This window comes from Paenibacillus sp. S-38 (assembly GCF_049942825.1).
Taxonomy (GTDB): Bacteria; Bacillota; Bacilli; order Paenibacillales; family NBRC-103111; genus Paenibacillus_G.
On the sequence record NZ_CP187970.1, the window covers coordinates 2,118,601 to 2,142,939 of the forward strand.

Annotated in this window: 19 protein-coding genes and 2 pseudogenes; 12 read left to right on the forward strand and 9 right to left on the reverse strand. The window is 55.0% G+C overall.

Annotated elements, in window-relative coordinates:
* The first annotated feature begins 40 nt into the window (after positions 1-40).
* Positions 41-1,405 (forward strand): arsenic transporter, encoded by a 1,365-nt coding sequence (locus ACP26L_RS10160; protein ID WP_426452409.1) that lies wholly within the window; start codon positions 41-43, stop codon positions 1,403-1,405.
* Positions 1,406-1,523: 118 nt separating this feature from the next.
* Here ACP26L_RS10160 and ACP26L_RS10165 read toward each other — a convergent pair whose 3' ends face one another.
* The 3 genes from ACP26L_RS10165 to ACP26L_RS10175 all read right to left on the reverse strand — a co-directional run bounded on the left by ACP26L_RS10165 (position 1,524) and on the right by ACP26L_RS10175 (position 5,533).
* Positions 1,524-2,456: a hypothetical protein gene (locus tag ACP26L_RS10165; protein WP_426452410.1), complete on the reverse strand. Its 933-nt coding sequence runs from the start codon at positions 2,454-2,456 to the stop codon at positions 1,524-1,526.
* A gap of 168 nt (positions 2,457-2,624) precedes the next feature.
* Positions 2,625-3,734: a YqhG family protein gene (locus ACP26L_RS10170; RefSeq protein WP_426452411.1), complete on the reverse strand. Its 1,110-nt coding sequence runs from the start codon at positions 3,732-3,734 to the stop codon at positions 2,625-2,627.
* Positions 3,731-5,533, reverse strand: coding sequence for a DEAD/DEAH box helicase (locus ACP26L_RS10175; protein WP_426452412.1), 1,803 nt, complete (start codon positions 5,531-5,533; stop codon positions 3,731-3,733). Before ACP26L_RS10175 ends, ACP26L_RS10170 begins: the two co-directional genes overlap by 4 nt.
* Before the next feature lie 254 nt (positions 5,534-5,787).
* On the opposite strand from ACP26L_RS10175, the gene ACP26L_RS10180 reads away from it, so the two are divergent.
* Complete coding sequence (locus ACP26L_RS10180; protein WP_426452413.1) at positions 5,788-6,630, forward strand: lipoate--protein ligase family protein; 843 nt, start codon at positions 5,788-5,790, stop codon at positions 6,628-6,630.
* A 194-nt stretch (positions 6,631-6,824) separates the two neighbouring features.
* On the opposite strand, the gene dat is transcribed toward ACP26L_RS10180, so the two are convergent.
* A complete protein-coding gene (gene dat, locus ACP26L_RS10185; protein ID WP_426452414.1) occupies positions 6,825-7,664 on the reverse strand; it encodes a D-amino-acid transaminase in 840 nt (279 codons plus the stop codon).
* A 349-nt stretch (positions 7,665-8,013) separates the two neighbouring features.
* Here dat and ACP26L_RS10190 point away from each other — a divergent pair, with 349 nt between their 5' ends.
* Positions 8,014-10,629, forward strand: a complete 2,616-nt coding sequence (locus ACP26L_RS10190) for an adenosylcobalamin-dependent ribonucleoside-diphosphate reductase (protein ID WP_426452415.1) — start codon at positions 8,014-8,016, stop codon at positions 10,627-10,629.
* A 108-nt stretch (positions 10,630-10,737) separates the two neighbouring features.
* A protein-coding gene (locus tag ACP26L_RS10195; protein ID WP_426454885.1) for an IS5 family transposase occupies positions 10,738-11,498 on the forward strand; the annotation gives its coding sequence in 2 pieces (ribosomal slippage) (positions 10,738-11,077 and positions 11,077-11,498; 762 coding nt in all).
* Positions 11,499-11,621: 123 nt separating this feature from the next.
* Here the strand turns inward: ACP26L_RS10195 and ACP26L_RS10200 are convergent.
* Complete coding sequence (locus ACP26L_RS10200) at positions 11,622-12,065, reverse strand: hypothetical protein (RefSeq protein ID WP_426452416.1); 444 nt, start codon at positions 12,063-12,065, stop codon at positions 11,622-11,624.
* Between the two features lie 264 nt (positions 12,066-12,329).
* Positions 12,330-12,518: pseudogene (locus ACP26L_RS10205) on the reverse strand (MFS transporter); the annotation flags it as partial.
* Positions 12,519-12,662: 144 nt separating this feature from the next.
* Between ACP26L_RS10205 and ACP26L_RS10210 the strand changes: the two are divergent.
* From ACP26L_RS10210 to ACP26L_RS10230, 5 genes and pseudogenes are all read left to right on the forward strand, one after another.
* Complete coding sequence (locus ACP26L_RS10210; RefSeq protein WP_426452417.1) at positions 12,663-13,175, forward strand: helix-turn-helix domain-containing protein; 513 nt, start codon at positions 12,663-12,665, stop codon at positions 13,173-13,175.
* A gap of 121 nt (positions 13,176-13,296) precedes the next feature.
* Positions 13,297-14,181, forward strand: a complete 885-nt coding sequence (locus tag ACP26L_RS10215) for a helix-turn-helix domain-containing protein (protein ID WP_426452418.1) — start codon at positions 13,297-13,299, stop codon at positions 14,179-14,181.
* Between the two features lie 81 nt (positions 14,182-14,262).
* A pseudogene (locus ACP26L_RS10220) lies at positions 14,263-14,861 on the forward strand (glycoside hydrolase family 43 protein); the annotation flags it as partial.
* Positions 14,862-14,997: 136 nt separating this feature from the next.
* Positions 14,998-16,293 carry a glycoside hydrolase family 27 protein gene (locus ACP26L_RS10225; RefSeq protein WP_426452419.1) on the forward strand — a complete coding sequence of 432 codons (1,296 nt, stop codon included), beginning with the start codon at positions 14,998-15,000 and terminating at the stop codon, positions 16,291-16,293.
* 296 nt (positions 16,294-16,589) lie between these two features.
* Entirely contained in the window at positions 16,590-17,090 is a 501-nt protein-coding gene (locus ACP26L_RS10230) for a DinB family protein (protein ID WP_426452420.1), read from the forward strand.
* Between the two features lie 237 nt (positions 17,091-17,327).
* On the opposite strand, the gene ACP26L_RS10235 is transcribed toward ACP26L_RS10230, so the two are convergent.
* Positions 17,328-19,055, reverse strand: coding sequence for a cellulase family glycosylhydrolase (locus ACP26L_RS10235; protein ID WP_426452421.1), 1,728 nt, complete (start codon positions 19,053-19,055; stop codon positions 17,328-17,330).
* 267 nt (positions 19,056-19,322) lie between these two features.
* Between ACP26L_RS10235 and ACP26L_RS10240 the strand changes: the two genes are divergently transcribed.
* Positions 19,323-19,670 carry a DoxX family protein gene (locus ACP26L_RS10240; protein ID WP_426452422.1) on the forward strand — a complete coding sequence of 116 codons (348 nt, stop codon included), beginning with the start codon at positions 19,323-19,325 and terminating at the stop codon, positions 19,668-19,670.
* Positions 19,671-19,989: 319 nt separating this feature from the next.
* Here the strand turns inward: ACP26L_RS10240 and ACP26L_RS10245 are convergent, their stop codons facing one another.
* Positions 19,990-21,201 carry a calcium-binding protein gene (locus ACP26L_RS10245; protein ID WP_426452423.1) on the reverse strand — a complete coding sequence of 404 codons (1,212 nt, stop codon included), beginning with the start codon at positions 21,199-21,201 and terminating at the stop codon, positions 19,990-19,992.
* Between the two features lie 462 nt (positions 21,202-21,663).
* On the opposite strand from ACP26L_RS10245, the gene ACP26L_RS10250 reads away from it, so the two are divergent.
* Both ACP26L_RS10250 and ACP26L_RS10255 read left to right on the forward strand, forming a co-directional pair.
* Complete coding sequence (locus tag ACP26L_RS10250) at positions 21,664-22,467, forward strand: sialate O-acetylesterase (protein ID WP_426452424.1); 804 nt, start codon at positions 21,664-21,666, stop codon at positions 22,465-22,467.
* A gap of 529 nt (positions 22,468-22,996) precedes the next feature.
* A complete protein-coding gene (locus ACP26L_RS10255) occupies positions 22,997-23,476 on the forward strand; it encodes an RICIN domain-containing protein (RefSeq protein ID WP_426452425.1) in 480 nt (159 codons plus the stop codon).
* A gap of 33 nt (positions 23,477-23,509) precedes the next feature.
* Here ACP26L_RS10255 and ACP26L_RS10260 read toward each other — a convergent pair whose 3' ends face one another.
* Positions 23,510-24,283 carry an NAD(P)H-dependent oxidoreductase gene (locus ACP26L_RS10260; RefSeq protein ID WP_426452426.1) on the reverse strand — a complete coding sequence of 258 codons (774 nt, stop codon included), beginning with the start codon at positions 24,281-24,283 and terminating at the stop codon, positions 23,510-23,512.
* Positions 24,284-24,339: the final 56 nt, after the last annotated feature.

Below are 24,339 nucleotides of genomic sequence, written 5' to 3' on the forward strand. Positions count from 1 at the left end.
AAATCACCGTACGTACCTACATGGGAAGGGGAGTTCATGAATGATGACGGAACCGGCCATGATCAGTTTGACGGTGTTCTCTTTCCTCATGACGATGCTGCTGATCCTTCTCCGTCCGCGGGGCTTGAACGAAGCGGTCCCCGCGGTCATCGGAGCGGTCATTGTCCTGCTCAGCGGAAGCGTTACGCTGGCGGACCTCGGCCAAATCGGCTCAACGATCAGCGGCGCGGCCATTACCATTATGGCGACGATCGTCATGGCCATCGTGCTGGAGAGCTTCGGTTTTTTTCAATGGGCGGCCGAAGGACTGGCCGCCCGGGCCAGGGGCTCGGGCATCCGGCTGTTCTGGTACGTCAACCTGATCTGTTTTTTGATGACGCTGTTCTTCAACAATGACGGAAGTATCCTGATTACGACGCCGATCCTCCTGATCCTGCTGAAAAGGCTTGGCCTCAAGAACCACCAGAAGATTCCCTATCTGCTCTCCGGTTCGCTGATCGCAACAGCCTCAAGCGCGCCGATCGGCGTAAGCAATATCGTGAACCTGATCGCGCTGAAGATCGTCGGCATGGACCTCTACATGCATACGCTGATGATGTTCATTCCATCGATGCTCGGGCTGCTGTTCCTAGTCAGCCTGCTGTTCCTCTATTTCCGGGATCGCCTGCCGAAGAAGCTGCCGCACCGGCCGCCCCATTTTCACGGGCCGGGGCACCATCCCCTGCAGCATCCGGCCGACATCACCGTAATGCAGAACCGCGACCGCTTCATGCAGCGGATCTTATTATTCGTTTTCCTCGTCCGATGTTCACTGTTCCTGGCCTCTTACCTGGGGATCCCGATCGATCTTGTGGCGGTCCTGGGCTCGGTACTGCTGCTCTTGTGGCGCTGGGCGGCGTTGAAGATTCCTCCCACGGACATGCTCAGGAAGACGCCGTGGCACATTTTTGTTTTTGCGTTCGGCATGTATGTGATTATCTTCGGTCTGAACAATATCGGACTGACGCGGCTGCTCGTGAGCGTCTTCGAGCCATGGGTCCGGGACAGTCTGCTTGCAGCGAGTATGGTGATGGGCGGATTGACGACACTGATGTCCGTCCTGTTCAATAATCATCCTGCACTTATGATTGGAACAATGACGCTGACAGGCATGGAGCTGGATCCGATGACGCTCAAAACCGCTTACCTCGCCGCCGTTATCGGCAGCGACCTGGGAGCTTTGCTGCTGCCCATCGGGACGCTGGCTTCGCTGATCTGGCTTGGCATCCTCAAGGAACATAAGGTGCAGCTGCCGTGGAAGGAATATGTGAAGGTCACCTTCGCCACGATCCCGCCTGCCATGCTCTTTACGCTGTTCATTCTGGCTTACTGGATCGAATGGATGTACAGATATATCGCTCCATGACGCGGTCGGCGGGAAGGTCCATAAATACAAAAAAAGGAAAGCTTCTTGCCGTCCGCTGCCGGAAAACCGGAGCGGGGTGGCTGGAAGCTTTCTATATAGGAGAGGAGAGAAACCAAGGTTAGGGGTAAAACCCGCCCAAGTGCTGCAGGGCGCCGAGAGGAAGATAGCGTTCATCATCCTGCTGGGCTCTGACGTAGGCTGTACCGCTTGACCACGTCTGCAGGCCGGTAACGGCCAGCGGGATCAGATAGCGGCCGCCGTACACTTCAGCGGCATAGATCGGCCTGCGGCCCTGCTTCAACCACTCGCCAAGCTCAGTGGCAGAAGGGGGGGAAGCGGGAGGCGAGGTTACCCAGGGAAGCCGTTCATAGGCATCGAAGGGGGCACCGCCGATCAGGACTTCGGGTCTGGGAGCCGGGCTCCCGGTCAGATACGAGCTGCCTTCGCCGGCCGGCAGTTCCTTGTGGGGAACGTCGCCGGAGCTTAAGGGGAGCTCCTCGCCCGTCTTGGCATCGAGATACCGGACAGGGCTGCCGCCCGGGGCGGTAATCTGCCATAGGGCTTCAAGCGGATTGTAATACAGGCGCTGAATGTGAGCATCGGATGGGATAAGGTCAAGCCGCACCAGAGAATGATGCAGCGTCTGTAAGCTGAATAAAGGGTACTCGCCGCGGCCGTATTCCGAGAGGAGATACCGGCCTGATCCGGCATCGTGAATGACGAGATAACCGGTTTCGATACCGTCGGTTTTCAGCAGCACGACCCAGCCGTGGGTGCCCGGACCAAGCGGGTAGCTTGTCCATTCGGCCTTCGCCCAGGACTCGAAGCCTTCTTGTGAGGAGAGCTCCCGGATGAGCGCCTGCACGGCTTCCTCGAGAGAGCCTGCGGTCTGCTGCTGCGGCGCGGGATCGGCCGGGGCCGGGGGGCTGGTCTGCCCCATCTCCTGGTGCTGCTGCTCCACGGCATGCGCGGGAGCGTATTCGAGCGGTCCTGCGGCCTGTAGGCCGCCGGTTAAGAGCAGCGCGGCTAGAGCGAGCGTGAGTTTCTTCAAAATTTTTTCACCATCTTTGCTGGGAAGTAAGTTTGGCTTTCGGCTCTATGCGCTGTCTGCTTCGAATATGTCTTTACTATACAGCGTATGCGGCGAAAAGTTTGTTAGAACCTGTAAGCGTTACAAAAAAACTTTTCCCGAAGAACCGCTAGTCTTCGCGGCGCTTCGTCAGAAGGGCGCCCGGTTCGCAGCGGGCACATGGAATAAACCGCAGTTGATGGCGGATACATGCACCCTCGGGTGATACTGCCACTCGATTTCGTTGATCCGGTTCGTGTAGTGCGCTTCGATCTCGGGGCGCTTGTCGGGCTCGGCGGCCTGCAGCAGCGAATCATAGTAGCCCCGGATCCGCTCGAGCTCCTCCCGCAGCCGCAGCTGCGCTTCACGCGCCCACCCGTGATCGTAAGCGGCCAGCTTCTCCTCGAGATACTGCTCGAGGAAGAGCACCGCCCGCGGAAGCGTGATCTTGTCGGGCGTTACATACACGTGGGCCGGAAGGCGCGGAGTCATCCGGCGCCCGGAGATCCACTCGTGGAAGCCCTCGCGCAGCTGCCCGGTCTGCAGCTGGATGCCGATCGAGTGGATCTCGCTGCGCTTCATGTCGCAGGCGAGCTCCACCTTGTAGTTGACGGCGAGCCAGCTCTCATACGGTACGGTCGAGGTCATCTTCGGCTGCTCGGGCACGTAATGCTCGAAGAGGCGCACGAAGCGGCCCTTACCCCGCACAGCCCCGAAGATCTGCTCGAGCCGGCGGGAGCCGTAGGTCATCTCATCGCGCGGAACCCGGGCGGTGAAGGACGTCGGCACGAAGCCGAAGTACCGGCCGAGGATGCTGTCGCCCTGCGGCGGGTGTGTGCCGGGCGGCAGCGGTCCGCCGGCAGCGGCGGTCCCGGCGGGAGCCTGCCCGGGCCCGGGTGCGGCTTGCGGCGCCCCGCCCGCCCCTCCCGGCGCAGGAGCCGCCCCGCCCGGGGCGGCTGGCCCCGCACCGGCCATGCCGGGAGGCGCCGCCATCGGGCCGGGCGCCCCCGGCATGCCCTGCGGGGGCGGATGCAGCTCACGATACGTCTCCGGGTCGAAGACGAATGTGCAGGTCATCGTCTCCGGCGTCACGCCCGTGCGCTCTACGAAGCTCCAGTAATACGGACGGTGGTTCAGGTCCCGGTCGGCGGAGGGCGAAAGCTTCACCGTTACGTAGGCGGGGTGCTTCTCCTGAATCTCGCACTGCTCTGCCTCCAGGTAGCGCATGACGAAGCTGCGGATCTGTTCGGCGTTCATCATGGCTGCACCTCCTCCAGCCCGCCGTCCGTGACGGATTGGCCGACGGCGTTCAGCATCGACTGCAGGCGGGAGCCGTCGGCAGCCTCCTGCTGCACCTCGGAGCGCACCTGGGTGAACGTGTGGCCGAGGTCGTCCAGCTGGCGGCGGATCTCATCCTGGCTGCGGGAGGCGAGAATCAGCTTCGCGAGGTGGGACTCCAGCGACGTTTTCTTCTCGAAGCGCTCGAGGATCGTATCGAGTTCGCCGATGACGAGCTCGAACATGTTGATTTTCTCATGCAGCAGGGACAGGATATGCTCCTCGATCGTACCGGTGGTCGAGAGATTATAGATCTTCACATCCTCCTTCTGCCCGAGCCGGTGCACGCGGCCGATCCGCTGCTCTACCCGCATCGGGTTCCACGGGAGGTCGAAGTTGATCATATTGGAGCAGAACTGCAGGTTGATCCCCTCGCCGCCGGCTTCGGTCGCGATCAGCACCTGGGCCCGGTTGCGGAACAAGTCCATCATCCAGTCCTTCTTGCCCCGGTTCATGCCGCCTCGGTAGGGCACGGCCGAGATCTTGTGGTCCTTGAGATACTGCAGCAGATATTCCTGGGAAGCGCGGTACTCCGTAAAAATAATGACTTTATCGTTGATGTCGCGGATGAGCTCCATGACCTTCTCGGCCTTCGTGTTCGCTTTGATGGAGCGGATGAGCTCTACCAGCTCCCAGATGCGGGGCCGCAGGGGGGAGGCTTCGTCCGTTTTTTTGAACATGTTGACGAGGGTAATGAACACGGCGTCCCGGGAGGAGCACACCTCGCGCTGCAGGGTCACCAAAGACAGCACGGAGCTGAGGTCGCCTCCGGCCTCCTCGAACCGTCCTTTGACGAAGTTCGTGACGCCGTCATACAGCGCCTGCTCCTCGGGGGAGAGCTGGAGCGGGATGTTACGCACGATGCGCTTCGTGAAGTTCACATTGCCGTCGCTTCGCCGGTTGCGGATCATGACCTTGCTGAGCTCGGCCTGCAGCTGCTCTTCGTTCTTCGGAATGCGCTTGTCGACGACGAAGTTGGCCTGGAAGCTCGTTTTGCCCCCGAGCTGGCCCGGCTTCAGCAGGGTGATCAGGTTGTACAGCTCGCTGAGATCGTTCTGCACGGGCGTGGCGGTTAGGAGCAAACAATATTTTTTGCGCAGCTCGTTGATGAACTGGTAGCTTGTCGTTTTCTTGTTCTTGAGCTTGTGGGCCTCGTCTACGATGAGCATGTCATACTCGAGCCCGAGCACGATCTCCCGGTGCGGGTCGCGCTTGGCCGTGTCCATGGAGGCGACGACAATGTCGCTCTGAGCCCACATATACTCTTTCTTCTGGGCCACGGCCGGGATGCCGAACTTCTGGTTGAGCTCGCGCACCCACTGCAGCACGAGGGAGGCGGGGACGAGGATGAGCACCTTGCGGATCAACCCGCGGATCATGTACTCCTTGAGGATCAGGCCGGCTTCAATCGTCTTGCCGAGACCCACCTCATCCGCCAGAATGGCGCGCCCGCGCATCTCGGTGAGCACCTTCTTCGCCGTCTCGATCTGATGGTCCATCGGCACGAGACTCGGCAGATGCGTCAGGCACTGGAGCTCGTCGAAGCTGTGGATGAGTCCCGCGCGTTCCGCTTCATGCGCCAGCTTGAACATGGTGAAGTCGTCCCATGGGCCGTTGCGCAGGGCACGCTCATGCAGTTCCTCGAACCAATCCCGTTCAAAGTGGACCTGGACATGCTCATTCAACTGCCGTAAGTGTACCTTCCGATCGGTTGGCTGCATCTCACGCGCTCCTTTTCTTTGACAATAGGTGAAGGTTTTCGGGCCTGCTGCACCCCTCTTATCAATTCCTAGTATGTACACAAAGAAAAACTTTCAAACGAAAGCACGATCCATTATGATGGAGAGACGGGTGTTCCTTGAGCGGGTTGTGCTGCCAGGGAGGCTTTGCGTTGCCCGCGGCCCGGTCATCGGGGCAGGGTGCCCTATGAGGCGTATCCGCCGGGGGCCGCTTGAAATCACAGGAGGATGAAAGAATGAACGAGTGGAGATGGATCCGCAGCGGGTTGTCCGCTCCGGATTATAATATGGCTGTAGATGAAGCGATTCTGACGGCGCACAGCGAAGGCCGGGTGCCTCCGACCGTGCGCTTCTATGGATGGAACCCGCCGACGCTGTCGGTAGGCTATTTCCAGAAGGCGCAGACGGAGGTTGATTTTGAGGCGCTGGAGCGTGAGGGCATCGGCTTCGTGCGCCGGGCCACGGGAGGACGTGCCGTGCTGCATGACCGCGAACTGACGTACAGCATGATCGTCTCCGAGCAGTACGAAGGCATCCCGCGCAGCGTGACGGAGGCTTACCGGGTGCTGAGCGAGGGCCTGCTGCTCGGCTTCCGGCGTCTAGGGCTTGCCGCCGACATGGTGCAGCTTGAGAGCGAGGAGGACAAAAGCCAGTACGCGTCGATCGGCTCGGCAGCCTGCTTCGATTCGCCGTCCTGGTATGAGCTTGTAGTCGAGGGACGTAAGATTGCAGGCAGCGCGCAGACCCGCCAGAAGGGCGTGGTGCTCCAGCACGGATCGATCCTGCTGGATCTCGATGCGGACCAGCTGTTCGGGCTGCTGAAGTTCGCCAGCGAGCGGGTGGGCGAGCGGATGAAGGCGCAGTTCCTGCGCAAGGCGGTTGCGATCAACGACCTGCGGCAGGCGGCCGGCCTGCCGGACGTGACGCTCGCGCAAGTCGAGGAGGCTTTCGCCCACGGCATCGCCGAAGGGCTCGGCATCCGGCTGGTGCCGGGCGAGCTGACGCCTAGGGAGGCGGAGCTGGCGGAGCGGCTGGTCACGGAGAAGTACGGGAATCCGGAGTGGAATCTGCGCCGGTAGACCGCTGGCGCTTCCGGTTGAATTGTGCCGGCGGATGGCTGCTGCGGGATAAACAACAATCCCCCGGAGAGAAGCCTGGGCTTCCACTCCGGGGGATTTGCTGTGCGGTGACCGGGCTGATGCTCTCTAGCCGTCAGGCTTTCGCTTTTTCGTCATATTTATCTGTTGCAAAGACGGACCCGCGTGGTAAATAATCAGGAAGTTATGGTCTCCGAGAAGGCTTCCTGCAGACGCCGGGTGACCGGTCCGGGCTGACCGCCGGAGACGGGTTGACCGTCAATCGAAATCACCGGAGTAATCTCCACGGTCGTTCCCGTGATGAAGACCTCGTCCGCTGAGCGGAGCTCGTCCAGGGTGAACGGCCGCTCGTCCGCCGGGATGCCGAGCCGTTCTGCCAGCCGGAGCATGACCATGCGCGTAATGCCGTGGAGGATGAGATGATTGGCCGGATGCGTGATGATCCGGCCGTCCTTGACGATGGCGGCGTTGGAGGCGCTGCACTCGGTGACCGTTCCCTGGCGGTGCAGGATGACATCGTCTGCGCCCTGGGAGAGCGCATGCTGCTTCGCCATCGTATTGGCGAGCAGGTTCAGCGTCTTGAGATCGCAGCGCAGCCAGCGGATGTCGTCCATCGTGACGGTGCGGATGCCGTTTTCCATGGTCGCAAGGGGGCGCTTCAGTTCACTGGCGTTAGCCATAAGAACAGGCTCGGCCCCTTGGGGGAAGCTGTGGGCGCGCGGAGCGATACCCCGGGTGAACTGGAGATAGACGGTGCCTTCCTGCACCTGATTGCGTACTACGAGCTCGTTCAGGCCGTCCAGCAGCTCGCTCTTGGATAAGGGCAGGGGCATGTGGATGGCTTCCGCCGTCCGGACGAGCCGGTCATAATGAGCGTCCGCCTCAAACAGCTTGCCGTGATAGACGCGGACCACCTCGTAGGCGCCGTCGCCGAAGTAATAGCCACGGTCCTCGGGCGAGATGCGTACTTCGTCCTTCGGCAGGAATTGATTCTGGTACCAGTAGATTTGAGACATATGGCTGCTCCTCCTGTCATACAATAAGCCAAGGGTGGGGAACATATGTTTGACTTCATCCCCGGGGCTTGTGTTATGATGAGTTCAGACTACCAATCCGGAGGTAGGTTGTCAAAAGACTCCATGGTGATATTTGCCTGACAGCGGGGTGTTTGTCGAAATTCCTTATTTCAGCACGAACGAGAAAGAGAGCGCGGCCGAGAAAAAGCTAGAGAATCGCACGGCGGCTTGTACTAAACCCCGAAATTCGCTTATTTACCATTAGAAACACTACATATTGTATTGTATAATCGAAATCTCAACCAGATATTGTACATTATGATGATCTTACATACAGGAGGTTGTTGTTGTGAAGACCATACAGCAGACCAAATTGGAAGGCTTGAGCGAGAAAATTTTCCTTGACCGTTATGCGATGAAAGACGCCGATACATCGAAGACGAAGGTGGGCGACACCGTTCTCGTGCTGACGAAGGACGATCCGAAGTTTCCGGCGAAGGAAGTCGGCGAAGTCATCGAGCGTCAGGGAAATACCGTACAGGTCCGTACACGCAGCGGGGAGGTTGTCGAATCCTCCGTCGAGAAGCTGACGCTGACCCGCGAGAAGACCCCGCAGGAGATGTGGGACCGCTTGGCTGCTGCGATGGCTTCCGTGGAAGCAACACCCGAGAAACAAAAAGAATGGACAGAGAAGTTCCGTTACGTGCTTGACGACTGGAAGCTAGTGCCCGGCGGCCGGATTGCGGCGGGGGCCGGTGCGAGCGACGAGCTCACGCTGTTCAACTGTTACGTGATCCCCTCCCCGCATGACAGCCGGGGCGGCATCATGGCGACTTTATCCGAGATGACCGAGATTATGGCCCGCGGCGGCGGTGTAGGGATCAACCTCTCTTCGCTTCGTCCACGCCGTTCCATCGTTCGCGGCGTTAACGGTTCGTCCTCCGGCGCAGTATCGTGGGGCGGGCTCTTCAGCTATGCCACCGGCCTGATCGAGCAGGGCGGCAGCCGCCGCGGCGCGCTTATGCTCATGATCAACGACTGGCACCCGGACGTGGTCGATTTCATCACCGTCAAGCAGACGATGGGGCAGATTACGAACGCGAACCTGTCCGTATGCGTCAGCAACGGATTCATGAAAGCCGTGAAGGAAGACCTCGACTGGGAGCTCGTGTATCCCGACACGGCCGATCCGGAATACGACGACGTATGGGACGGCGATCTCGACAAGTGGAAAAAGGCCGGCCGCAACGTGATTCCTTACCGTACGGTACGGGCACGTGACGTGTGGCACACGATTATCGAATCCGCTTGGAAGTCTGCCGAGCCGGGTGTCGTTTTCATGGAATACTATAACCAGATGTCGAACTCCTGGTACTTCAACCCGATCATCTGCACGAATCCGTGCGGCGAGCAGGGGCTGCCGGCGTGGGGCGTCTGCAACCTGTCCGCGATCAACCTCTCGAAGTTCTATGACGAAGAGAAGCACGACGTCGCCTGGGACGAGCTCGCGAAGACCGTCCAATATTCCACGCGCTTCCTCGATAACGTCATCGACAAGACGCCGTACCACTTCGAAGAGAACCGGATCAACCAGCAGGGCGAACGCCGTGTAGGCCTCGGCTCCATGGGTCTGGCCGAGCTGATGATCAAGCTCGAGATCCGCTACGGCAGCCCGGAATCGCTTGAGTTCCTCGATAAGCTCTACGGCTTCATGGCGAAGGAAGCATACCTCGCTTCCGCTGACATTGCGGAAGAGAAGGGCTCCTTCCAGCACTTTGAGGCCGAGCCGTTCCTGCAGAGCGGCTTCATGAAGAACATGGTGGCCACGTATCCGGAAGTCGGTGCGGCCATCCAGAAGAAGGGCATGCGCAACGTTACCGTCATCACCCAGGCGCCGACAGGCTCCACGGGTACGATGGTCGGCACGTCGACCGGCATCGAGCCTTACTTCGCCTTCGAATACTACCGTCAGAGCCGTCTCGGCTTCGACAAGCAGTATGTGCCGATCGCCCAGGAGTGGAAGGACGCGCATCCGAACGAGGAGCTGCCTGCTCACTTCGTGACGGCGATGGATCTTTCGGCGGAAGACCATATCCGCGCTCAGGCGGCGATCCAGAAGTGGGTGGACAGCTCGATCTCCAAGACGGCGAACTGCCCGGCGGACTTCACGGTCGAAGAGACGAAGCGTCTCTATGAGCTGGCGTTCGATCTCGGCTGCAAAGGCGTAACGATCTACCGCGACGGCTCCCGCGACGTGCAGGTACTCTCGACGGAGAAGAAGGAAGACAAGGCGGAAGCGGTCAGCGCACCGGCTGTGGACACGGCCGCGGCTGAAGTCGCTCCCGCTGCTGCGCCGGCTTCCGATGCTTCGCTGACCAGCCTGTCCAAGACGCTGGCAGTGAACATCGATGCGAAGACGGAGAAGGTCTTCGACAAAGAATACAAGCGCCGTCCGCAGGTGCTGCGCGGCGCGACTTATAAGTTCAACACGCCGTTCGGCATGGCTTATATCACGATCAACGACATGAACGGTTCCCCGAGTGAGATCTTCCTTAACGTGGGCAAGGCGGGATCGGACGTATTCGCGATGTCCGAAGCACTCGGCCGCGTATGCTCCCTGTTCCTGCGCTACGGCGACCATGGGAACAAAGTTGATCTGCTCGTCAAGCACCTCAAGGGCATCGGCGGCTCCGGTGCGATCGGCTTCGGCGCCAACCGTGTCGAATCCATCGCGGACGCCGTAGCGAAGGCGCTCGAGTCCCACGGCGAGTTCACCGACAGTGCCGATGAGCTCGTCACGGCAACGCAGGAGGTCGACGTGATCCACGAGGCGCCGGCCCAGTACGCGGTGACCCGCAATGCGGCCACGTCGCTGGATCTGTGCCCGTCGTGCGGCTCCGCTTCGCTGATCAACAGCGAGGGCTGCAAGAACTGCTCCAACTGCGGCTACAGCCGCTGCAGCTAAGTTTTAGAGAGAGGCCTCCGGGCCTCTTTTTTTTTTTTTTTGTGATCGCAATTTAATTAGGGCGTGTATGCAAACCATGAACCAATAAAATGGGTAAATATAGATATGATGAGACGATACGAAATCCGTGACGACCAATGGGATAAAATCAAGGACCTGCTGCCGGCTGAAAGAAAACCACAAGGAGGGAGACCCCCGAACAACCATCGCCAGATGCTGAACGCCATGCTGTGGGTGGCCCGGACAGGTGCGCCTTGGCGGGATTTGCCTGAATACTACGGCTCCTGGTCTACCGTCTATAGCCGGTTCCGCCGCTGGAAAATTGCTGGCATTTGGGATCGGATCTTAGAGCATGTTACGATTGAACCTGATTTTGAAAGTGTCATGATTGATGCGACAATTGTCCGGGTCCATCAGCATGGGGGCGGTGCAAAAGGGGGACCCTCAAGCAAGCTATTGGGCGGTCCCGATACGGATTGACCACCAAAATCCACGCGGTCGTCGACGCCCTGGGAAACCCGCTGCGGTTTGTGCTGACCGGAGGCCAATGTCATGACTCGGTAACCGGCTACGAGATGCTAAAGCAGATGGACTTAACGAAAAAGCAGGTCCTGGCCGACCGTGCTTATGATACCAATCGGATTCTCCACCTTTTAAAGGAACAATCCGCCACTTCGGTGATTCCAAGTAAGAAAAACCGCCGGAAACCGCGGAAAGGGGATAAGGAAATCTACAAGGAGAGGCATCTGATCGAATGCTTTTTCAATAAAGTGAAGAATTATCGCCGATTAGCCACACGCTATGATAAATTGGCCTGTATGTTTAGGACATTTTTGACCCTAGCTTCGATTATGGTGTGGCTCACATAGGTGTGGATACAGTCCCTAAATAGTTGGCAAGCGGATCTCGATGGAGGATATGAAAATAAGAGACAGCCCTTCGTTGCTGCGAAGGGCTGTTGAATGTACGTTAGTACTACTCTATGGTTAAGATTAACCAAACTTGAGCATTCGCCAAAAACTCGAGTTTACCTGATACGTGCCGGGTGTCGCATTCGTGACTTTTATTGTCATATCTTTCCCATACTTCGAAGTGATTGAGTAACTTCCCGTCATGGGTCCTGCTATTTTCTGGCCATACTCATATACCTCGTACTGAGCACCGATGACCTCGATGTTTTGAACGGTTAAAGTAGTAAACATAGAAGCCCAAGGCAGTTCGATTTTCCACCAATCCACATCAGAGCTAGAGGAAATGTTGCCGTCTGCGGTGGCGGCCCCATTCCTTGAGGAGGTGCCGGGCAGTGAAAGCACGTTTGCACTGTCTATTGAATCATTTGGTTCAGTTTCGGCGGTGGCAGCTTGTGCCTGTAGTGGCATTACCAGCAGTAAGGCAGTTACCATACATACGGCAGCGGAATGAAATATCTTTTTCATAATTCCTCCTACTGTTTCTCCGACATTGTTTATCACCGGTATCAAACATTTTTCCAAATAAGGCTGGCCAGCCACAATCATTGTATCATGATTACTAAAATATTACAGTTAAGTTATTATAAAGCATTTGTTCAGAGAGGTTAGTTCGTTACCCATAGAGATTTAGCTTCTTTCACTACCATTTGTTTCAGTTCTGATGAAGTGGGTTCTTCTATGGCTTGAACTACACGTTTAATGAAAAACGAAAGCAAGAGTCCAATCACAAGTCACCAGCAATGAAGTACCAACCGCCCCGGCAACTTGACGAACAGTATTAGAAATAGCTGTGCCATGCGGGTTAAGACGGTCAGGTAGTTGATTTAGCCCTGCAGTTTGGACCGGCATAAGGAGCAACGCCATCCCTATTCGGCGAGCTGTAGGCATAAGAAGTAGATAGGTGTAGCTAGTGCCCCTTCTGAGATCGTAGTTGGTAAAACGGGTAAGATCGTAGTTGGTAAAACGGGTAAGATCGTAGTTGGTAAAACGGGTAATTAATCCGTAACAACTACAATTCGGGGTGAAATGTCATGACTTTATTTGTACGAGATCTGACCAGTGATGAAGAAAATCGCCTGCTGCATATTGCTCGCAGGGGAACAGAAACCTGTGGAGGTTCGGCGTTCGCTTCTCATCCTTGCCTCTGCCAGAAAGATGAAAGTCCCTGAGATCAGTCGGATGTATCACATTTCCGGTGAACATATCCGTAAGACCATTCACCGGTTCAATCAAGAAGGCATGGATTCACTCAAGCCCAATTATGGCGGAGGGAGACCGCCCACCTTTACTGAAGAACAGCGGGAGCGGATCATCGATCTGGCACAGATCCCACCGCATACGATCGGCTACCCTTTTAGGCATTGGTCTCTATCCAAGCTGAAAGAAGCGGCCGAAGAACGGAAAATTGTCTCGTCGATTTCGATTGAAACGATCCGTGTCATCTTAGACGAAGCCCAAGATACCTTCGAAGCGACGTGGCAGGAATATGCAGCCGAGCTTGATAAGCTGGACAAGAACGTTTACGAGGCAACAATAACTAAGGCTGAACAGGACCGGATCGCAGGCAAATGGTAGTTGGAAGATCGTGGGTTAAACAGGTGGCTGCATTTTGAGCTGCCTGTTTTTGTTGTCTTACTTCATAGATATGATAGCATAATAGTAGTTCACACCAAGCGAAATAAAGGAGGAGGAAGACATGACATCCGAGACCGTTTCAGGAACGTTCGGCTTCCGTTTCAAAGTTCCGGCGAATTTGTCCATGTGCGAATTGTTTGCCGTCGGGCGGGAGGAGGTAACGAGTTCAACCTATCTTTGGAATGGACTCGAACGGACGGATGGTCCGCTTCTGCTGTTCCAATATACGCTGGAAGGCGAGGGGGTCTTCGAAACCGGAGAGAAAACGTACCGGATTGAAGCTGGACGCGCATTTATGACGCAAATTCCCGGGGATCACCGTTACTATTTTCCGAAGGGAGGTTCCCGGTGGTCGTTTATTTTTGTGCTGCTCAGGCCGTCGCTCATCCTGCCGAATTGGGAGGAAGCGAAACGAAGACTGGGAGAAACGCCATATTTGCAGCCGACGAGCAGACCCATTCGTTATCTGGAGTATATCTGGGAGGAGGCGAATTCCGGACGGATCAAGGAACCGTACACCGCTTCCTCTTACATGTATCATTTCATCTCCGAATTGTGCCGGTTTGCGTACGCACCGTACGGGGCGGAGCAGGAGTGGCCGGCCAAAGTCCGGGAAGCCGCCGTGTTTTTGGAATCCCATTATGACCGGATGCTGAGCCTGGACCAGCTATCTGAACAGCTTGGATTATCCAAGTATCATTTGCTGCGGACATTCACCGCAGCGGTCGGCATGTCGCCTAACGACTATTTATATCGTGTTCGGATCGAACAGGCGATGCGGCTGCTTCGCCAGACGGATTGGAGCGTCGAGCAGATCGCAGAACGAGTCGGATATTCAAGCGGAAGTTATTTTGTTAAGGCCTTTCGAAAATTGACGGGTCGGACGCCGGGCAGCTTCCGTTCCAGTGAGGGACAATTGACTTTTAGCCGGATGTTCTTTGATTAACGGTAAGGGGAAATGACCGCAATGTTCTACAATCAAACGACTAAGATTACTATGGAAATTTAAAGGGGAGAATTGCCGAGCGAGAGCTTCTCCCTGGATGCGACGACCTTTGAGCATAGGGGGCGAAGGTACTTGGTATGGGCCCAGATTATCGATGATGCCTGCCTCTATATTGCTCCAATGGACAGTCCCTGGACGATTTCTGGAGCCCCAGTAAAGCTGCCCTCCCCGGAGTATGACTGGGAAATCCAGCTTCATCGTGTGAATGAAGGCCCGGCTGTCCTGAAGCGGAACGGAAGATTATTCGTGGCCTATTCCGCTAGCGGAACGGACGACCGGTATTGTATGGGCTTGTTAACGGCGTCCGACACAAGCGACCCATTGGACCGGCTTCGTGGACCCAATCGAAGGAGCCGGTATTCGTCAGTGACGAGTCTGCTTCCGAGTACGGTCCGGGACATAACAGCTTCACGCAGTCCGAAGACGGCTCCGCAGATCTTCTCGTCTATCATTCTCGGCCGTATAAAGAAATTCCAGGGGAGCCACTGTACGATCCGAACCGTCATGCCCGCGTCCAGCGATTGTTCTGGAAGCCGGACGGCACTCCCTTTTTCGGCAAACCGGGATGGAAGCTAGACCCGGCCGGTTGCACGGCAAGAGCCAAGGTGAGCGTAATGTAGACGCAGCAAAGATTCGAGATAGTGACCGCAATATTTTACAATCAAATGAATAAGATTACTGTAGATATCAAGCTTTCCGGTATCGTATGATGTGGATATGGGAGCAATTCATTCCAATATCATGCTGGAGGAACATATGTTGAATCATACCATCGCACCAACACCCCCGATGGGGTGGAACAGTTGGGATTGCTACGGCGCAGCCGTAACCGAAGCCGAAATCCGCGGAAATGCGGAGTATATGGCTGAGCATTTAAAGGACTACGGCTGGGAATACATTGTCGTTGACATCCAATGGTATGAACCGGGTGCCATCTCATCCCAATACCGCCCTTTCGTCCGTTTGGAGATGGATGAGTACTCGCGTCTCGTGCCGGCCGTGAATCGCTTTCCTTCAGCGAAAGACGGACTCGGGTTCAAGCCTCTGGCGGACTACGTACACGGGCTCGGACTAAAATTCGGCATCCATATCATGCGAGGTATTCCCCGGCAGGCCGTTCATGATAATACACCGATCAAGGGTACAACCGCTGCGGCTCGAGATATCGCTCATACGAATTCGATATGTCCCTGGAATACGGATATGTACGGTGTAGATGCTGGCAAGGAGGGTGCTCAAGCCTATTATGATTCCTTGTTTGAGCTGTATGCCGAATGGGGAGTCGATTTCGTCAAGGTCGATGATATTGCCGCTTCGAAGCTGTATGAGGCTCATCTGCCTGAGATCGAGCTAATCCGGAAGGCGATCGACCGCTGCGGACGGCCGATGGTCCTGAGTCTGTCTCCTGGACCGGCGCCTGTCGAGCAGGCCGATCACTTCGTGGCCCATGCCAACATGTGGCGGATGACCGACGATTTCTGGGATCTGTGGCCGCTGCTGCTCGACATGTTTGATCGCTGCGAGAGATGGGAAGGAATTCCGAAGCCAGGCTGTTGGCCCGATTGCGACATGCTTCCGCTGGGCCATATCGGTATCCGCTCTGTTGATGGCGGAGGCGCCGACAGATGGACGCGATTCACACAGGACGAGCAGCTGACGATGATGACGCTTTGGACCATTTTCCGTTCACCGCTCATGTTTGGCGGAGAGCTCCGGGATAACGATGAGTGGACACTGTCTCTGCTCACGAACCTTGAGGTTCTTCGAATGCACCGCTGCAGCTTTGGCGCCCGTCAGGTATTACGGGACGGTGCCCGTATTGTTTGGATGGCCGAAGGTCCGGACGGTGAGCGCTACGCCGCACTGTTCAATACAGGTGAGGAGTCTGCCGCTATATCCGTGCCCCTGGCTGGTTTAGGAATAAGCGGAGCCGTGCGGGCCAAGGAGCTTTGGAGCGGACGCGAAACCAGGTTACTGGATCTGGAGCTCTCTGCTGAGGTTCCTCCCCACGGAGCGGCACTGTATATCCTGCGGAACGAACTCGATAAGTAAGTGGAAATATTTTCCTATGGGAATCTGCAGCTGCCGGGTGTGTCCCGGGGGATCCCCGAAATCGATCGGAACGCTAAACGCCTCCGGCCACCGTGCCTTGGTGTACCCTGCCAAAGCTCCTGCCAGCGGAGAGGGCTCTTTGGCTTTCACGACACAGGAACACCAGTTCCTTCTTTTTTAGGAAAATTTAATATTTGCAGAGAAGGAAAAAATGGAATAGGATGGTATGGACCAGCATAACGGACAGAGCTGCCGGCAGGAGACCGGACAACCGTATCCACTGGAGGATGATAAAAATGTTCCAATCCATTGAAGCGTTCAAACAGACCTGGACTTTCGAAAGCGGTTCCACGCAAAAACTACTCGATGTGCTGACCGATGAATCGCTCAAGCAGCAGGTGGCGGAAAATCACCGTACCCTTGGAGAGTTGGCCTGGCATATCGTCACCTCCCATCATGAGATGCTGTCCCGTACCGGTCTGAAGTTTGATGCTCCTGCCATGGATTCCCCGGTGCCGGCGAGCGCAGCGGAGATCGCCGCTGCCTACAGACAGTCCAGCCAGGGCCTGCTCGAAGCGCTGTCGGCCCAGTGGACTGATGCCTCCCTGCAGGAGTCGTGTGATATGTACGGCGAGCAGTGGTCCAACAGCCAGACGCTATATGCCGTCGCCGCGCACGAGATTCATCACCGGGGCCAGATGACGATTCTGATGCGCCAAGCCGGTCTGCGCGTCTCCGGCGTATATGGCCCATCCCTTGAGGAGTGGGAGGCCTATGCCGAAGGCGGCATATCCTAGCCCCGAAGCGAGCCCCTACGAGGTATACTCCATTCTATATTCACAGTGTTATCGGACACAGCGATAATGCATCTTATTGAATGCAAGTAAGCGCCCCCGCCATCACGGCAAGGGCGCTTAGTGTCGTTTTTCCCAACTGCATTGTGATTCAACACTGCCTTCTCGATCGCAGCGCGGATCTCAGTAGAGGAAGGGGGGGGCGGCCAATCTCGTTCAAATGTACGGGCAAACTGTAATTTATGAAGCGATCTTGCCAGTAACTTGCGTTCCTCCTTTGGTGATGTGGTAAGTAATAACCTTGCCGCTCCAGAAGTGGAACTTCAGGATAACCTCGCCGTCATTCGTTTCCTTAAAGAAGTTCTCCAGTAGTTTGATTTCATTCGTTTCATAGGAAGGGGCGAAGGAATAAGCGAACTCTTTGAACGGCGTCCAGTTCTGCGGACCCGCGTTGCCGCCGGCAGCATATACGGCTTCCATCGTAGCCAGGCGGTCCCCGTTAAAGGTGGTCGGGATGGAGAAAGCTGCCGTGGTGCCCGAAGTGTTCTCCAGTACCGGTGTGTCCACATAAAGCACACGGAAGTTCCAATCGGCGCCCTTATTGAACTTGGCCGTGATCACGGCGCTCTCGCCGAATTCCCCAGATGCCGTAAGCTTCGAGAGCAGGCTTGCCTTCAGCTTCAGCACGCTGCCTTCCAGCTCGTAGTCTCTGCCTTTGCTGAGCTGCTTGCCGGAGACCTTGAGTCCCGTCAGGCGGTTGCCCTGCAGATCCAGGCGAATCGACTGATCCTGCACTTCCTGGCCTTTGAAGACATAGACCAGATCACTCTCAGCCGTCGCCGACCGGCCTTTCCAGCTGGCTTTCAGCATGTTAAACAGCTCGGCATCTTTCCACTCGTAAGTGGTGCGGTCAAAGTGCTGTCCATTGTCCCACAGCATATGCGTGATTTGCTTCGATTGCAGATAATACAGCAGGAATTCAAAGAACTTCAGCTTCTCGCCCTGTTCGATGGTTCCGGTGTTCTTGTCGAAACCGAGCAGACCATATTCACCGACAATGACAGGAATCCCCTTCGCTACCAGCGTATTGTGGACGCGATCAAAGGTCTGCATGATATCGTTCTTCGTTTCTTCGTTGAAGCGTGTAAAGCCGGCAATATTCACGCTGAACGGCCAGAAGCCATAATAGTGGACGGTTGCGATGAGATGGGGATCATTCAGCCCGCTGATCGTGCTGTACAGCGCATCCAGATTTTCCTGGGAGCTGCTGGTCTCGAAGGTCGGAAGCACGAGCGGACGAACAGCATTTTTCCCTCCGGAGCTGCGCACAATCTCGTGGAAAGAGACATTCAGCTTCTTGACCAGCTGGTTGGAGACCACCGGATCGGCTCCCCATCCGCTGCCGAAGCGCGGTTCGTTAACGCTTTCAAACAGCAGCTTGTTCGAGTGATTCTTGAACCGCTCCGCAATCTGCGGCCAGATCGCCTTATACCGCGCCAGGATCTCCGCTTCTTTCTCCGGCTGATTCATCTGGTTGATCCACAGCCAGGAATCGTGATGGAGATTGATCATGACATACAAGCCCTCGTCGAGCGACCAATCAACAACTTCTTCCACGCGGTCCAGATAGGCCGGGTCAATGGTGTAAGGGGGTTCACTTCCTGTGTGCTGATCCCATGTGATTGGAATACGGATGCTTTTGAATCCTTGCTCGGCAATTTCTTCAATGAACTCCTTCGTTACGCGGGGATTGCCCCAGGAGGTTTCATCCGCACCCGTTGCATCAAACGTATTGCCCAGGTTCCATCCGGGCTGCATCTTGTTGACGTAGGATTGAATGTCGTTCTTTTCCTTGGCTTCCTTCTTTTCACTTGATCTGGAAGCGCTAACATTACTTTGCATCATGGTGAGCAGCAGGGTGATTGCGAGTAACATGGAGAGCAGCGTTTTGATCTTTTGGCTAGCCATACTATCATTTCCCTCTCTTCTCTGATTTTTTTAACCTCTAGAATGGGAAAAACACTCTGTACTGCCATGTTATCACATTTAATTCGGCGAAAATATCCTACTAATTAGCAGAAAAAACAGGTGAAAATTAGTACATGGAGAAACACGCCGAAGAGACCAGAGAAGCATCCGCCGGGAAGTTCATCTCCGTTTCCGTGCTGGTTCGACTCCAAGTTCCGTTCCATCATTCGGGTATCAGCGGTCCGTTCATGATGGTCCTTCCATGTATTGTGCAATACTTCAGCCTATGCGCATCAGATTGTATTAGGTGTTTTCTTTATGATAACCGGAACGAAAATCATCACTGGGAAGATGGCCAACGAATTCAAACGTTTTGGCCTGCCGCCCGTATTTAATTTTTTAACCGGATTTCTTGAGATTGTAGGTTCTATTGGAATGATAGTGGGAATTTGGTTACCTGCTGCCGTCTTGATCTCCGGCCTATTGCTTGGCTCAACCATGCTTGTTGCTGCTTTGATTTTGCTGGTTATCGCTCGTGACCCTGTAAAGAATGCAGTTCCAGCAATCATCCTATGTGTTTTGTCATTTACGTCGGCAGGTTATCCCTTTTTTTAATTATTCACTAGCAGTCATGTTCCCGAACATATTCATTGAAGGAAGTCTTAAGTCAACCAATAATATGCTATAGCATACAATGCAATTCCAATGATAGAGCAATTGCCTTTCCGATCAAGCCCTTTTCTGAAATGCAGTGGGATGAATGTAAAAGCAAAATCGAAGATGAAGTGGTTTTATTATAGAACCTATGTGCCGATTTCAGGCGGGATGGAATGTAAAAGGCACGAGTCGGGTGGACGTTAAGCTCTCCCGACTGGCGCCTTTTTTGTTCATCTCTGACTATGGAGCAGAATGTCACCTTCACGCTGCCACTTTTTCATCCAATTCCGGGGCCGATCAGAAGCTCGTGCAGCTGGGCTCCAGTATCGGATACTTTCTCATATGCACCTGCCGTACCTGCAGAGGCAGCCGAGGCTTGGATCATTCGCTCGACATCCTCATCCGTGAAGACGAAACTGTCCTCTCCCTCACCGTATACGAATCGCTCGATTCTAGAGGCCGGATTTCCGAAGAACCCCTCAACGATCACTTCATTCAGCTCGTTCACTTCGTCTACTAAGGTGACGATCAGATCATCTTCCTCGCGGGTAAACTGGGTTTCATTCAAATTGTAGCCTGCACTCAAAAGGTTTAACGTATCTACCTCTCCAGCGAGTCCATCATCTCGTATCGTGCACTTTCCAACAGCGGGCCCTATGGCGTATAAATCCGCTCCCGGGCCGCCAATCATCGTATCATTCAAATCAAGGTCGTTGTAGATATTGCCTCCCACATCTAATCGATCATTGCCCGAACCGCCGATCATCATAGCGTCCGTCCCCGCGGTAGAAAGATGGTCGTTTCCGCTTCCGCCATCCATATAGGTTCCAAAGCTGTAATCATGAAGAAAGTAGCCGGTTCCTATCGTGTCATTGCCTTCCTCTCCATAGAAGGATGACAGGGCTGTATGTTCACCAAAATAGTCATCACCTTCCCCTCCATAGAGGGTTGATTTGTATGTGGATATGCCTAAGGAATCATCTCCATTCTCTCCATACAGTACCGAATTGGACGCATAGCCGCGGACCCCATCTGAGCCATCTCCGCCATGAACGGTATGACGGGAGCCGGTCAACTCAATAATATCCCTGCCCTGTCCGCCGGAATAGCTATTTCCCTCACTCCAACTTGGAGGTGAATATTCGTCACCGGGCCAATCTATGAGGTAATCGTTGCCTGCTCCACCTTCATAGCGTCCTCCTGTTGTAGAGAAAATCACCAGCTCGTCGTCACCGTCTCCGCCTTTCCATATGCTGCCGCGGTGCGAGTAAAGATGGGATTTATCATCGCCTTCACCCATGTTCACCCTCATTCTCTTCTGGTCATAGGCGTTCACATAGTCGTCTCCGATTCCAAGATCGACAGTATTGTTCGCGATTTTCGCGTCTGTGCCGGTACCGATGAAATGTGCTCCATCATTCCCCAGGTTGTCTAATACGATGTTGCCCCCCCGAAAATAGCGTAAACTCGTCTTTTCCCTCGCCCCCATAAATTCGATGGATTGGGCCCTCAGCGGTGATCAGATCATCGCCTGAACCGCCATGAATCAGGCTTCCTCCGCGGGTTCCCGGTGCATAGATTGAATCGTTCCCATCGCGGCCAAAGACGTGTTGATTCCCTTCGGGGGAAACCCGGATCAGATCATCACCAGAAGTGCCAAAGAGCGGCTGTTTATATGCCAAGCCAAACACCATCCTATCGTTGAAGAATTGGGAGATCCCTAGAATCAACATAACATAAAATAAGGATATAAATCCTAAAATTTACACTAGATTCCTTTTCGAATGGTGATGCTGCTTGATACATAACGAATTAGAATTGTTCCGTAATTCATTAGACAGTTGGTGGCAGAATTGATTATAATCACCCTATATGCTTAAGGTAGATCATTCATTCAAAGGACATAGACACTATGGGAGTACTTTATTCTAAGAGGAGGTGTGTAATAACGGTGCAAGAGGTAGATTTGATTATGTTCATGGGGCAGTCCAATATGGCAGGCAGAGGTGAAGCCTCGGAGGCGCCGAAAGTGCAGTCGGGAACCGCGTTCGAATTCAGAGCCATCTCTGATCCCACCAAGCTGCATCCATTATCCGAGCCATTCGGCGTGAACGAAAACAATGAAGCAAGCGGTGTCAGTGAGAAGACTAAAACAGGGTCCATGGTCTCAGCCTTTGCCACAGAATACACCAGCCTTACAAATCGAACGATGATCGGTGTTTCCTGCTCCAAGGGCGGGACATCCATTAACCTTTGGCAGCGGGACGGGGCTTTCTTACAAGATGCCTTATCCCGTTATCACACCGCAGAAAGCTGGCTCACAGAAAACGGCTATGCCATAAAACATAAGTTTATGGTTTGGTGCCAGGGTGAAACCGATGCGGATCATGGCATGTCCGGGGAAGAGTACAGCACGAAACTAAAGCGGATGATCGACGCGATGGTTTCTGCCGGGCTTGAGAGGTGCTATCTCGTACGAATTGGTTGTCATCGGGATCATCCGACGTTATACGATGAGATCATGCTTGCCCAAACGGATCTATGCAGGACGTATTCCAACGCCGTGCTGGTGTCAACCCAATTTGCGGGTATGGCTGCCGAAGGGCTTATGAAAGATCCGTTCCATTATACCCAGAAGGGTTACAACATTACGGGGGCTGAGGCGGGCAAGAACACGGCACTGCACATCACCCTCAACAAAGAACCCGAATTGTACGATCCGAGGAGTCAGTCACGATATGTTTCTCAGAAATAAAGAGGTACCTGGGAGCCGCTCATGGGAGCGGTTTTTTCCTTTTCGGCGGAGCTTGGCGTAGTACTTTGCCGACAGAATAGCAGAATGTAGGCGAAAGGATTCATTTAGCGGGGATATGCTTGACAAAATTGTCTCATTGCCGGAATTTGGGGGCCGTTTCATAATAAAGTCACACCGCTCGCGATGCGAATAACAATCTGGAGGTGACCGTAGTTGAAGCAAGCATCCGCCCAAGGCAGTATCCCTGCGGCACGTGTGGCTGGGAAAGACCAACATAGTATTTAATCTCCAAAGGGGATTGTGGAGTATGCGTGCAGTAGAGTAGACCAGGGGAATTGTTTCTGAGCGTTTCTTCTATTCCCGCATACCAAAAACCGATCTTATGGACATCTGTGGTTTAATACTGAGGGACGGAGACGATAACGTACCGTTTGCGGCCTACGAATGGGGCTCAGGCACGAATGGCGCCGTGCAAACGCAAACGGCCATATCCAGCGCCGTCCGCCATGAGCTGCGCCCGGTTTGGGAAATGATCTACAATCATTACGCCAACCGCAAAGGCTTATCGGTGCCGAACATTGCCGCGCGTGCCCAGCGGGTAAGACCCGAAGGCGGTCCAAACTCATCACATGCTTCGACATTCGACCAACCCGGTTTCGGTACGCTTCTCTACACCCGTCCGGCCAGCAGTGGCGGAACCGCGGCGCTTCCCGGCGGGAATATTGCGAGCGGCACCTATCGGTTCGTTGCGCGTCCGGGCGGCAAGGTACTGCATGCAAGCGGAACAACGAACGGAACTCCAGTACAGTCATGGACCCCAAATAGTGAAACCAGCCAGCAGTGGGTTGTCACTCATCTTGGCGGCGACCAATACAGTATCATGGGGCTTCCACTGCCGATGGAGCCCAGGTCCAGCAGGAAGATTCAAAGGCACTTAGTAAGGAATGGAGATTACTCCCCAGTCCTGCGAAGTGCCTTTTTTGATCCATCGTGCTTTTTGAGCAGATGATGGGCAAGCCCCCTTTGTCGGAGGTGCCTTGCGCTACTCTGCAATGTGTGCCAACAATCCGGTCTGTCCAACAGCTACGTGGTTTCCGAGTACGTGACGGTCCGGATAATCTTCGCCATTTTGACGCCGGAAGGGGATGGGCTCTTCTTCGAAGAGATGCTCAAGACGTGAACACCAAGCTGCCTTCGCTGCGTCTACTTCGGCTGCCGTGATGCGACCGGTTCCGTAGACCGCATGGGTGGGCAGCACTTCCATGCCGGAGAAGTAGAGCGTGCCGTGGGTGATAGGGAACAGCAGTTGCTCCAGCGGCCCGTTGATACCTCGCGGCGAATAGTCTATCTCCGGGCCTCCGACGGCCACTGACAGTATGGCACGCTTTCCTTCCAAGCCACCATCGCCGTAACGATAGCGATTACCTTCATCTTTGTAGCCATAAGCCAACCCATAAGCAAACACCCGGTCCACCCAGCCCTTGAGGATGGCTGGCATACTAAACCACCAAAGCGGAAATTGGAATATCACGGCGTCGGCGGTAAGCAGCTTCTGCTGCTCCGATGTAACGTCTGCCGTCTGTTGGCCAGTCGAGTAAGCGTGCCCCGACTCGGTCACGAAGGACAATCGACCGGGATCAGCTCTGGTCGGGAAGTCGCGTTCATCGAACACGGCCTTCCATTGCATACCGTACAGATCGGACAACATGACTTCGTGCCCTTGCCCCTGAAGTGTTTGCACAGCCGTCTGAGCGAACTGGCTTGTTAACGAAGTGGGCTCTGGGTGCGCATAAACAATCAACACCTTCTTTGACATGACTCCACTCTCCCTTTGTATTGCCTTACGACGCTTTAATTAAGTGCCGTATGAGT